The organism is Marilutibacter maris, from assembly GCF_006546735.2.
Classification (GTDB): domain Bacteria; phylum Pseudomonadota; class Gammaproteobacteria; order Xanthomonadales; family Xanthomonadaceae; genus Marilutibacter; species Marilutibacter maris.
Genome location: NZ_VICD02000135.1, coordinates 24,863 through 35,396, shown reverse-complemented (window position 1 = coordinate 35,396; position 10,534 = coordinate 24,863). Strand labels below are relative to the sequence as shown.

At 69.5% G+C, this 10,534-nt stretch carries 9 protein-coding genes and 1 riboswitch; of the genes, 5 read left to right on the top strand and 4 right to left on the bottom strand.

The annotated features are described in order from the left end of the window. Positions 1-184, top strand: a 184-nt coding sequence (locus FKV24_RS19555; protein ID WP_211371825.1) for a hypothetical protein, incomplete at its 5' end; no start/stop codon positions are given. Positions 185-497: 313 nt separating this feature from the next. On the opposite strand, the gene FKV24_RS08825 is transcribed toward FKV24_RS19555, so the two are convergent. After that, positions 498-2,876: a Tex family protein gene (locus FKV24_RS08825; RefSeq protein WP_141482115.1), complete on the bottom strand. Its 2,379-nt coding sequence runs from the start codon at positions 2,874-2,876 to the stop codon at positions 498-500. Between the two features lie 225 nt (positions 2,877-3,101). On the opposite strand from FKV24_RS08825, the gene FKV24_RS08820 reads away from it, so the two are divergent. The 4 genes from FKV24_RS08820 (at position 3,102) to FKV24_RS08805 (ending at position 8,697) form a co-directional block, all read left to right on the top strand. Beyond that, complete coding sequence (locus FKV24_RS08820) at positions 3,102-3,542, top strand: VOC family protein (RefSeq protein WP_141482114.1); 441 nt, start codon at positions 3,102-3,104, stop codon at positions 3,540-3,542. Next, entirely contained in the window at positions 3,542-4,807 is a 1,266-nt protein-coding gene (locus FKV24_RS08815) for a multidrug effflux MFS transporter (RefSeq protein WP_141482113.1), read from the top strand. The genes FKV24_RS08820 and FKV24_RS08815 overlap by 1 nt, the downstream gene beginning before the upstream one ends. Positions 4,808-4,988: 181 nt before the next feature. Further along, positions 4,989-5,145: riboswitch (glycine riboswitch) on the top strand. 51 nt (positions 5,146-5,196) lie between these two features. After that, the gene (gcvP, locus tag FKV24_RS08810; protein WP_141482112.1) at positions 5,197-8,082 is read left to right on the top strand and encodes an aminomethyl-transferring glycine dehydrogenase; all 2,886 of its coding nucleotides are present in this window, start codon (positions 5,197-5,199) and stop codon (positions 8,080-8,082) included. A 165-nt stretch (positions 8,083-8,247) separates the two neighbouring features. Beyond that, positions 8,248-8,697 (top strand): GFA family protein, encoded by a 450-nt coding sequence (locus FKV24_RS08805; protein WP_141482111.1) that lies wholly within the window; start codon positions 8,248-8,250, stop codon positions 8,695-8,697. A gap of 14 nt (positions 8,698-8,711) precedes the next feature. Here FKV24_RS08805 and FKV24_RS08800 read toward each other — a convergent pair whose 3' ends face one another. The 3 genes from FKV24_RS08800 to FKV24_RS19255 form a co-directional block, all read right to left on the bottom strand. Next, entirely contained in the window at positions 8,712-9,599 is an 888-nt protein-coding gene (locus FKV24_RS08800) for a sterol desaturase family protein (RefSeq protein ID WP_141482110.1), read from the bottom strand. Between the two features lie 9 nt (positions 9,600-9,608). Further along, entirely contained in the window at positions 9,609-9,905 is a 297-nt protein-coding gene (locus FKV24_RS08795; protein ID WP_170288261.1) for an EF-hand domain-containing protein, read from the bottom strand. 61 nt (positions 9,906-9,966) lie between these two features. After that, positions 9,967-10,506 carry a hypothetical protein gene (locus FKV24_RS19255; RefSeq protein ID WP_170288260.1) on the bottom strand — a complete coding sequence of 180 codons (540 nt, stop codon included), beginning with the start codon at positions 10,504-10,506 and terminating at the stop codon, positions 9,967-9,969. Positions 10,507-10,534: the final 28 nt, after the last annotated feature.

Below are 10,534 nucleotides of genomic sequence, written 5' to 3'. Positions count from 1 at the left end.
GCCCGCCGGGACGGCTGCGCCGCCCCGGTCCCCTGTGCGCCTCGAGGCCGGCGGCACGGCGCCCAAACTCGCTGCGCTCAGACATGGGCGCCTCTGCGGCCGCCGTCCCCTGCGGTGCGCGGCGGGCTTTAAGCCGCTGAAGGTCAACGTCAAGGTCAAGAACAACGACAACGGCCGACCTTGACTCTCCTGACAGTCAAACAGCCCGTACCGTCTGCAGACCCGGAGGGCGGCGCGCAAGGACGCGCGCCGTTTTTCGGTCACGACAGGATGTCGTGTCGAAAAACCCCGGAACGCCCACCGCTCACGATTGAGCTCCGTCGGGACGGCCCTTTCTTTTGGTGACTTTTCTTTGGGCCAGCAAAGAAAAGCCGCCCGCCGCCTTGGTGGCGGAAGCCGTTGGTCTTGCTCATCCGGAGCAGATCAATGGCTTCCCTCATTCCTGACCGGAGGTCTTCTCGATCACGATCAACGACAACCGCCCACAAGCAGGGCGATCAGCCCTGCCCCTTGGCCTTGGCGAAGGCCGCCGCCAACGCATTGTTCGGCGGCGGCGCACTGCGCCCGGCGTTCCCGGCGGGGCGCCCGCCCTGACGGGCGCCGCCGCGTCCGCCCGAAGGGCCACGATCGTCACGCTGTCCGCGCGACTCGCGTTGTGGCGCGGTTGCCTGGTCGGACCGCGGCTCCAGGCGCCGCGACAACGCGATGCGCTTGCGCGGGATATCGACCTCCAGCACCCGCACCTTGACCACGTCGCCGGCCTTGACCACCTCGCGCGGATCCTTGACGTAGCGGTCGGCCAGCTCGGAGATATGGACCAGGCCATCCTGGTGCACGCCGATGTCGACGAAGGCGCCGAACGCGGCCACGTTGCTGACCACGCCTTCCAGGATCATCCCCTCGCGCAGGTCCTTGATGTCCTCGACGCCGTCGGCGAACTTCGCCGCCTTGAACTCGGGGCGCGGATCGCGACCGGGCTTTTCCAGCTCCTTGAGGATGTCGCGCACGGTCGGCACGCCGAAGGTCTCGTCGGTGAACTGCTCGGCCCTGAGTCCGCGCAGACGGGCGCTGTCGCCGACCAGGTCCTTCACCCCGCAGCCACAGGCGGCGAGGATGCGCTCGACCACTGGATAGGCCTCCGGATGCACCGCCGACGCGTCCAGCGGCTGCTCGCCGCCGTTGATGCGCAGGAAGCCGGCGCACTGCACGAAAGTCTTCTCGCCCAGCCGCGACACCTTCAGCAGCGCCTTGCGGCTGGCGAACGGTCCGTTCTGGTCGCGGTGCACGACGATGTTCTCGGCCACCGTCGACGACAACCCCGACACCCGCGCCAGCAGCGCCGCCGAAGCGGTATTGAGGTCGACGCCGACCGCGTTCACGCAGTCCTCGACCTTGGCGTCGAGCGCGCGCGCCAGACGGTACTGGTCGACGTCGTGCTGGTATTGGCCGACGCCGATCGCCTTGGGCTCGATCTTGACCAGCTCGGCCAGCGGGTCCTGCAGGCGCCGTGCGATCGACACCGCGCCGCGCAACGACACGTCCAGGCCCGGAAACTCCTTGGCCGCGAACTCGGATGCCGAATACACCGACGCACCGGCCTCGCTGACCACGATCTTCTGCATCTTCAGCTCGGGCACCAGCTTGATCAGGTCGCCGGCCAGCTTGTCGGTCTCGCGCGAGGCGGTGCCGTTGCCGATCGCGACCAGCTCCACGCCGTGCTTGGTGCACAGCGCGCGCAGCGCGTGCAAGGACTGATCCCACTGCCGCTTGGGCTCGTGCGGATAGATCGTCGCGGTATCGACCAGCTTGCCGGTGCGATCGACCACCGCGACCTTGACCCCGGTGCGCAGACCCGGATCGAGTCCGAGCACGGCCTTGGGCCCCGCCGGCGCCGCCAGCAGCAGGTCCTTGAGATTGTCGCCGAACACCTCGATCGCCTCGGCCTCGGCCTTCTCGCGGGCCTGGCCGAACAGGTCGAGCATCAGGTGCAGGTGCAGCTTGGCCTTCCAGGTCAGGCGGCAGGTATCGAGCAGCCACTTGTCGGCCGGGCGGCCCTGGGCGCGCACGCCGGCATGGACGGCGACCCGGCCCTCGGCCTGCTGGTGGCCGGCCTCGGCGTCGCTGCCGGGGTCCAGGTCGAGGAACAGGAACTCCTCGCGACGGCCGCGGAACAGCGCGAGCAGGCGATGCGAGGGAATCTTCGACAGCGGTTCGGCATGTTCGAAGTAATCGCGGTACTTGGCGCCCTCGGCCTCCTTGCCCTCGGCGACGCGCGAGCGGATCGTGCCGACCTCCTGAAGCCACTGGCGCAGCTCGCCGACCAGGGCCGCGTCCTCGGCCCAGCGTTCCATCAGGATCGCGCGTGTGCCGTCGAGCGCGGCCTTGGTGTCGGCGACGCCCTTGTCCGCATCCACGTACGCGGCGGCGGCCGCTTCCGGCTCCTGCGCCGGATCGGCCAGCAGGCTGTCGGCGAGCGGCTCCAGGCCGGCTTCGCGGGCGATCTGCGCCTTGGTCCGGCGCTTGGGCTTGTACGGCAGGTACAGGTCTTCCAGCCGCGCCTTGCTGTCGGCCGCCTCGATGTCGGCGCGCAGCTCGTCGCTCAACTTGCCCTGCTCGTCGATGCTGGCCAGCACCGCGGCGCGGCGGTCCTCCAGCTCGCGCAGGTAGGTCAGGCGGGTTTCGAGATTGCGCAACTGGGTGTCGTCCAGGCCGCCGGTGACTTCCTTGCGGTAGCGGGCGATGAACGGCACGGTCGCGCCCTCGTCGAGCAGGCCGATCGCAGCGACCGCCTGCGCGGGCTGGGCATCGATCTCCTCGGCGATCTGGCGGGCGATGCGGGTGGCGATGGCGGGCGAAGCGGAACGGCTGTCGGACATCGGGACGTGCAGTGTCTTGGGTACGGGGCGCCGATTGTGGCAACCCCGGAGCCCCGGCGATACCCGTTGACAAGCCGCGCCCTACCCGGTCCGCCACGGCCATGCAGCCGCTGCGCCGGATCGGCCCGGTCACGGGATGGAGTGTCTTGCCGTATCTGGCGCCCTCGCGAGCGATGGACCGGTACCATGACAGGCCACTCTCTCCCCACTGCCCGGAGCCCGCCGATGTCCGCCTCGGATCTTCCCCCGTTCAAGCCGCTCCGGCTCGACCACGTGGTCCTGCGCGTGCGCGACATCGTCCGGATGGAGGCCTTCTACCGCGATGTACTGGGCTGCTCGGTCGAGAAGCGCCAGCCGGCGATCGGCATGGTGCAACTGCGGGTCGGCAGCGCGCTGATCGACCTGGTCGACATCGAGGGCCGCATCGGCCGCATCGGCGGCGCCGCGCCCGGCGAGGAAGGCCGCAACGTCGATCACTTCTGCCTGGCGATCGAACCCTTCGACCGCGACGCCATCGTCTCCCACCTGCAGGCGCATGGCGCCCGTGTCGGCGAGTTCGGCTCCCGCTACGGCGCCGAGGGCGAAGGCCCCTCGCAATACCTGTACGACCCGGAAGGCAACATGGTCGAACTGAAGGGACCGCCGGACACGGCGGCGAAGGCCTGATGCCCGAATCGCGCTCCGACACCCAGCCCCCCGCGATCCCGTTGCGCCGCCTGGCGCTGCTGCTGGGCGGGCTGGCGATGTTCGGTCCGTTCGCGATCGACACCATCTTCCCGGCCTTCGGCGCGATGCGCACGCAGTTCGGGGTCGACCGCGTCGCCATCCAGCAGACCCTCAGCGCCTACCTGGTCGCCTACGCCCTGATGAGCGTGGTCCATGGCCCGCTGTCGGACGCGCTGGGGCGCCGCCGGGTGATCCTGACCGGACTGGCGGTGTTCACCCTGGCCTCGGTCGGCTGCGCGCTGGCGCCGGACCTGCATACCCTGCTGGCCTTCCGCGTCCTGCAGGGATTGTCGGCCGGGGTCGGCATGATCGTCGGCCGGGCTGTGATCCGCGACGTGCTCCAGGGCGACGATGCCCAGCGGCTGATGAGCCAGGTCTCGATGATCTTCGGCATCGCGCCGGCGGTGGCGCCGGTGATCGGCGGCTGGATCCTGGGTTGGAGCCACTGGCCGGCGATCTTCTGGTTCCTGGTGCTGTTCTCGCTGCTGCTGTTCGCCGGCACCTGGGTGGTGCTGCCGGAGACCCACCCGCCGCAGGCGCACCTGCAACTGGTGCCGCGGCGCCTGTTGCGCGACTACGTCGCGATCTTCGCCAACCCGCGCTTCCAGCGACTGGCGGCGGCGGGCGCGTTCAACTTCGCCGCCCTGTTCCTGTACATCGCCTCGGCACCGGTGTTCGTGGTGGACATCCTGCGCCTGGGCGAGTCGCAGTTCGGCTGGTTCTTCATCCCGATGATCAGCGGCATGGTGCTGGGCGCATTCGCCTCCGGGCGCGCCGCGGGCCGGATCAGCGGCACCCGGCTGTCGCGGATCGGCTTCGCCTGCTGCGGCGTCGCGGTGCTGGCGAACATCGCCTACACCGCGATGGTCGACCAGCCTTCGATACCGTGGGCGATCCTGCCGATGGTGCTGAACGCGTTCGGCATCGCCCTGGTGTTCCCGATCCTGACCCTGGCGATCCTGGACATGTATCCGCGCCAGCGTGGATCGGCCTCGTCGCTGCAGGCCTTCACCGGCCTGGTCCTGCACTCGCTGGTCGCCGGCGTGATCTCGCCGCTGCTCAGTCGCGAACCGCTGTGGCTGGCCGCCGGCGCGGCGGTGTTCGCGTTCCTGGGCTGGGCGTTCTGGCGCTGGGAGATCAGCTTCGGCGGCAGCCCCGCCTGTCCCGCCGAACCGGCCGCGCTGGAGCCGACCGACCGGCTGTGAGCGGCCCGCGTCCGAGCTGAACCGGCACCGCCACGGCCGCCCATCGCCGATCCGAGCGGCTATAATCGCCGGGTCCACGTGGTGGGAGAAGCGACCGGCACGAACGCAGCCGCAAACCGCGTTCCCGGCCGCTGCCGAAGGCGCAACGCCCGTAATCGCTCAGGCCCAGCACCACCCGTGGTTCCAAAACTCTGGAGAGACCGGCGGCCCGTCGCTTTCAGTCGGGCCCCACCGGCGCCGAAGGGGCAAGAAGCGGGGCCTCCAGGAGGTGAATCCTCCCCCGGCCGCCTGTCGAGGCACGCTTCCAAACTCTCAGGCAAAAGGACAGAGGGGCGCTTCACGTGCGGCGACGCACGCCCGGCCACCGCCACTTCCGGACGCCCCTTGCCATGACCCAGACGCCTTCCCTGCGCGAGCTCGAGCACCACGACGCCTTCATCGCGCGCCACATCGGCCCCAACGACGCCGAAATCGCGCAGATGCTCGGCGTGATCGGCTACGACTCGCTGGACGCGATGACCGACGCGATCGTGCCCGCCAACATCAAGTCGAGCGACCCGCTGGCGCTGCCGGAGTCGCTGACCGAGGTCGAGGCGCTGGCGAAGATCCGCGCGATCGCCGATCGCAACCAGGTCTTCCGCAACTTCATCGGCCAGGGCTACTACGGCACCCACACGCCGAACGTCATCCTGCGCAACATCCTCGAGAACCCGGCCTGGTACACCGCCTACACCCCGTACCAGGCGGAGATCTCGCAGGGCCGCATGGAAGCGCTGATCAACTTCCAGACCATGTGCGCCGACCTCACCGGCATGGAGATCGCCAACGCCTCGCTGCTGGACGAGGCCACCGCCGCGGCCGAGGCGATGACCCTGGCCAAGCGCTCGTCGCGCTCGAAATCGAACCTGTTCTTCGTTTCCGAGAACGTGCACCCGCAGACGCTCGAGGTGCTGCGCACCCGCGCCGAGCCGCTGGGCATCGAACTGCACGTCGGCGCCGATGCCGAGGCGGCCGATGTCGACAGCTACGGCGTGCTGCTGCAGTACCCGGACACCTTCGGCCGCATCCACGACTACAGGGCGCTGGCCGACAAGGTGCATGCCCGCAACGGCCTGGTCTGCGTCGCCACCGACCTGCTCGCCCTGACCCTGATCGCCGCGCCCGGCGAATGGGGCGCCGACATCGTGGTCGGCAACAGCCAGCGCTTCGGCGTACCGTTCGGCAACGGCGGCCCGCATGCCGCATTCATGGCCTGCCGCGACGCCTACAAGCGCTCGATGCCGGGCCGCCTGATCGGCGTTTCGGTCGATGCCGAGGGCAAGCCGGCCTACCGCCTGACCCTGCAGACCCGCGAACAGCACATCCGCCGCGAGAAGGCGACCAGCAACATCTGCACCGCGCAGGTGCTGCTGGCGGTGATGGCCGGCATGTACGCGGTCTACCATGGCCCCGAGGGCCTGACCCGGATCGCCCGTCGCACGCACCGCCTGGCGACGATCCTGGCCGCCGGCCTGCGTGCGGCGGGCGTGAGCATCGATGACGGCTACTTCGACACCCTGCACGTCAGCGGCGTCGACGCCGCGGCGATCCACGCCCGCGCCGAGGCCGCGCGCATCAACCTGCGCCGGATCGACGCCGGCCGGGTCGGCATCAGCCTGGACGAGACCTCCACCCGCGAGGACATCGTCGCGATCGCCGGTCTGTTCGGGGCGGATCTGGACGTCGACGCGCTCGACGCCGCCGCGAGCGACGCGCTGCCGGCCGGGCTGCGCCGCGACAGCGACTTCCTGACCCATCCGGTGTTCAACACCCATCACAGCGAACACGAACTGCTGCGCTACATGCGTGCGCTGGCCGACAAGGACCTGGCGATGGATCGCACGATGATCCCGCTGGGCAGCTGCACGATGAAGCTCAACGCCACCGCCGAGATGATCCCGGTGACCTGGCCGGAGTTCGCCAACGTCCATCCGCTGGCCCCTGCCGACCAGATGCAGGGCTACCGCGAGCTGGTCGACGGTCTGGAGCGGATGCTGGTCGAGTGCACCGGCTACGACGCGGTCAGCCTGCAGCCGAACTCCGGCGCCCAGGGCGAGTTCTCCGGCCTGCTGGCGATCCGCGCCTATCACCGCGCCAACGGCCAGCCGCAGCGCGACATCTGCCTGATTCCCGAGTCCGCGCACGGCACCAATCCGGCCTCGGCGCAGATGTGCGGCATGCAGGTGGTGGTCACCAAGTGCGACGCCAACGGCAACGTCGACCTCGACGACATCCGCGCCAAGGCCGAGAAGTACAGCGATCGTCTGGCCGCGCTGATGATCACCTACCCCTCGACCCACGGCGTGTTCGAGGAGGACGTGGTCGCGATCTGCGACATCGTCCACCAGCATGGCGGCCAGGTGTATACCGACGGCGCCAACATGAACGCGCTGGTCGGCCTCGCCAAGCCCGGCAAGTGGGGCTCGGACGTCTCGCACCTGAACCTGCACAAGACCTTCTGCATTCCGCACGGCGGCGGCGGTCCCGGCGTCGGCCCCTGCGCGGTCAAGGCGCACCTGGCGCCGTATCTGCCCAAGGCCTTCGGCGGCGATGCCGAGCAGGCCGACGGCGGTGTCGGCATGGTCAGCGCGGCGACCTGGGGCAGCGCCAGCATCCTGCCGATCAGCTGGATGTACATCGCCCTGATGGGCCGCGAGGGCCTGCGCCGCGCGACCCAGGTCGCCCTGCTCAACGCCAACTACGTCGCCCGCCGCCTCGCGCCGCACTACAAGACGCTCTACACCGGACGCAACGACCTGGTCGCGCACGAGTGCATCCTCGACCTGCGTCCGCTCAAGGACGCCACCGGCATCTCCGCCGAGGACGTGGCCAAGCGCCTGATCGACTTCGGCTTCCATGCCCCGACCCTGAGCTTCCCGGTCGCCGGCACGTTGATGGTCGAGCCGACCGAGAGCGAGTCGATGCACGAGCTGGACCGCTTCGTCGACGCGATGATCGAGATCCGCGAGGAGATCCGCGCGGTCGAGGACGGCCGTCTGGAGCGCGACGACAATCCGCTGGTCAACGCCCCGCACACCGCGACGATGGTCGCCGGCAGCGAGTGGGCGCACGCCTATCCGCGCGAGCTGGCGGCGTTCCCGCTGCCGGTGCTGAAGCAGTCCAAGTACTGGCCGCCGGTCGCGCGCGTGGACAACGTGAACGGCGACAAGAACGTGTTCTGCAGCTGCATCCCGGTGGACGCGTTCAAGGACGAGGACGACGCGGTCGAAGCCTGACCGCATCGCACCCCGCTCCATTCCGAGGCCCCTCTCCGCGAGGGGCCTCTTCGTTTCCACCGCTGGCCGCGCGCCGTCGGCCCATGCGATGCTTGAGCGCATGCACGTCGCCGCCGACCCGGCCCCGCAGCGGCGTTCCCGGGGTCGCCTCCAGGAGCTGACACGATGACCGCAGCCGTTGCCCCCCTCTCCGGCGGATGCCACTGCGGCCGGATCCGGGTCGCCTTCGCCACCACGCTGGAGCCGCGCGAGCTGGCCCCGCGCGCCTGCGACTGCGACTTCTGCCGCAAGCACGGCGCGGCCTGGATATCCGACCCTGCCGGCAGCCTGCGTGTCGAAGCCGAACCGGCCTCAGCACTGCGTTCCTATCGCCAGGGCAGCGAGACCGCGCGCCTGCTGCTGTGCGCGCACTGCGGCGTCGTGGTTGCGGTCGGCTATGCCGAACGGAGCCGCATCTGGGCCGCGGTCAACGCCGGCTGCCTAGACGATGCGACGGCACTCGCCGGGGCGGTCCCGGCATCGCCGCAACAGCTGACAGCGGAACAGAAGGTCGAGCGCTGGCGCCAGCTGTGGATCGCCGACGTCCAGCTCCCGGTGTCCATCGACGCTCTCTGATCAGCGCACGGCCGTCAGCGATCGTCGCTGGAGAGGCCATCGCCCACCGCTGGAACCCGTTTTCCCGCAGGGCTGTATTCCGGCGGACCGGACAACACCCGCCAGCACTGCCCGATACCGCGCGCCAAGCGCAGCTCGGCGAACATTGCGATCCAGGCATGCAGGGCGATCCGCAGTGGGTTGTAGCTGTACAGCGGTTCGACCAGGCCATAGCGAACCGGGTCGCTGCTGCGTTCCTCGCGGAAAGTGCCGAACAGGCGATCGAACACGATCAGCACGCCACCGTAGTTGCAGTCCAGGTACGCCGGGTTGCGGGCGTGATGGACGCGATGGTGCGTCGGCGTGTTGAGCCCCCACTCCAGCGCGCGCGGCAGGCGCCCGATCAGTTCGGTATGCAGCCAGAACTGGTACAGCAGGTTCGCGGCCAGCGCGGCGACCACCAGCGGCACCGGAAACCCCACCCAGACCAGCGGCGCGAAGAACAGTCCGGCGCCGGTCAGCTTGCCGGTCCAGCCCAACCGATAGGCCGATGCCAACGTGTACTGGTTCGACGAGTGGTGGACGGCGTGATTGAGCCAGAACCAGCGGATCCGGTGGTCGGCACGATGCATCCAGTAGTAGCAGAATTCCTGGCCGACGAAGAGCAGCGCCCAGTGCCAGGCGCTGTCCATCGAGAAGGTATGGACGCGCAACGGCCAGACCGCCTGCAGCACCAGGCCGACGATGCCGCCCCTGATCACCAGCCCAAAGGCCTGTCGGCCCAGCGCGTCGCCCAGCGAAGCCCAGTAGGCCTTCCAGTCCTGGCCCAGCCCACGCCGCTTGCGCAGCCAGCCTTCGGCGGCGGCCACCAGCGCCAGCAGGGGCAAAGGGAGCAGCAGCAACGCCGGCATCGCGATATCCATGCCTGCGCCTCAGCGGCTGCGGGCCTGGCGCATCTTCTCGACCGCGGCATCGAGCTCTGCGCTGGCGAGGCGACCGTCGCCGTCGCTGTCGATCTCATCGAAGCGGCGGGCGACACGCGGTAACCCCGCCTCGGCCTCGGCGCGATCGATGTAGCCGTCCTGGTTGCTGTCGGCGGCTCGAAGCCGTTGTTTGGCGGCGTCTTGCAGACGTGCGGCGCGGTCGTCCCCGGCATGCGCGACGGAGACCGTCAGCGGCGACAGGACGATGCTGATGGCGAGGAATGCCGTGATGTAGGTACGGAACATGATGCCTCCTGAAGATGTCGGGACGCGGAGCCGAACGCGGTCGGCCCCGCGCTCATGGAACTCAGTTGCCGCGGCAGTCGATGACGTTGCCGGTGGCATCGGTGCAGGTCGCGGTGTGCTGCACGCCCTGGCTGGAGTCGTAGCTGGTCGAACCGCTATAGCTGTTGCCCTCCTTGCCGGTCGCCTGGGTCTGGCGTTGACCGGCGTAGGTGCCGTCGGTGTTGCGGGTCATGCTTCCACTGGAGCTGGCGGCGCCGCCGTCGGCGCCTTCGATGCTCGCGCTGCCCTGGCGGCCGCCACTGCCGTCGGCGTTCCGGTAGAAGCCGCCCTGGCGTTGTCCCAGCCCGCCGTTGGCACCCTGCACCGCGGCGCCGCTGGCGCCGCTCACATTGCCCTGCCCGTCGCTCTCCACCGCGTGGCCACGGGCGAAACGGCCGCGCTCGCCACTGGCGGTGGTTCCGCTGGCGGCGCGATAGCCGCCATCGGCGGTGGCGCCACCGGCACGCACATGCGCGCGACGTTGGGCGGATGCGTCGGGGATGGCGGCAACCAGTGCGATCGACAGACCGGTCGCAACGAACAACAACGGGATCCTGCTCATGGTTCACTCCTCGGAACGGACGATGCAT

Excerpts from the sequence above, each read along its gene's own strand:
- FKV24_RS08800 (WP_141482110.1), bottom strand. The coding sequence starts at position 9,599 with ATGGATATCGCGATGCCGGCGTTGCTGCTGCTCCCTTTGCCCCTGCTG.
- FKV24_RS08820 (WP_141482114.1), top strand. The coding sequence starts at position 3,102 with ATGTCCGCCTCGGATCTTCCCCCGTTCAAGCCGCTCCGGCTCGACCAC.
- gcvP (WP_141482112.1), top strand. The coding sequence starts at position 5,197 with ATGACCCAGACGCCTTCCCTGCGCGAGCTCGAGCACCACGACGCCTTC.
- FKV24_RS08805 (WP_141482111.1), top strand. The coding sequence starts at position 8,248 with ATGACCGCAGCCGTTGCCCCCCTCTCCGGCGGATGCCACTGCGGCCGG.
- FKV24_RS19255 (WP_170288260.1), bottom strand. The coding sequence starts at position 10,506 with ATGAGCAGGATCCCGTTGTTGTTCGTTGCGACCGGTCTGTCGATCGCA.
- FKV24_RS08795 (WP_170288261.1), bottom strand. The coding sequence starts at position 9,905 with ATGTTCCGTACCTACATCACGGCATTCCTCGCCATCAGCATCGTCCTG.
- FKV24_RS08825 (WP_141482115.1), bottom strand. The coding sequence starts at position 2,876 with ATGTCCGACAGCCGTTCCGCTTCGCCCGCCATCGCCACCCGCATCGCC.
- FKV24_RS08815 (WP_141482113.1), top strand. The coding sequence starts at position 3,542 with ATGCCCGAATCGCGCTCCGACACCCAGCCCCCCGCGATCCCGTTGCGC.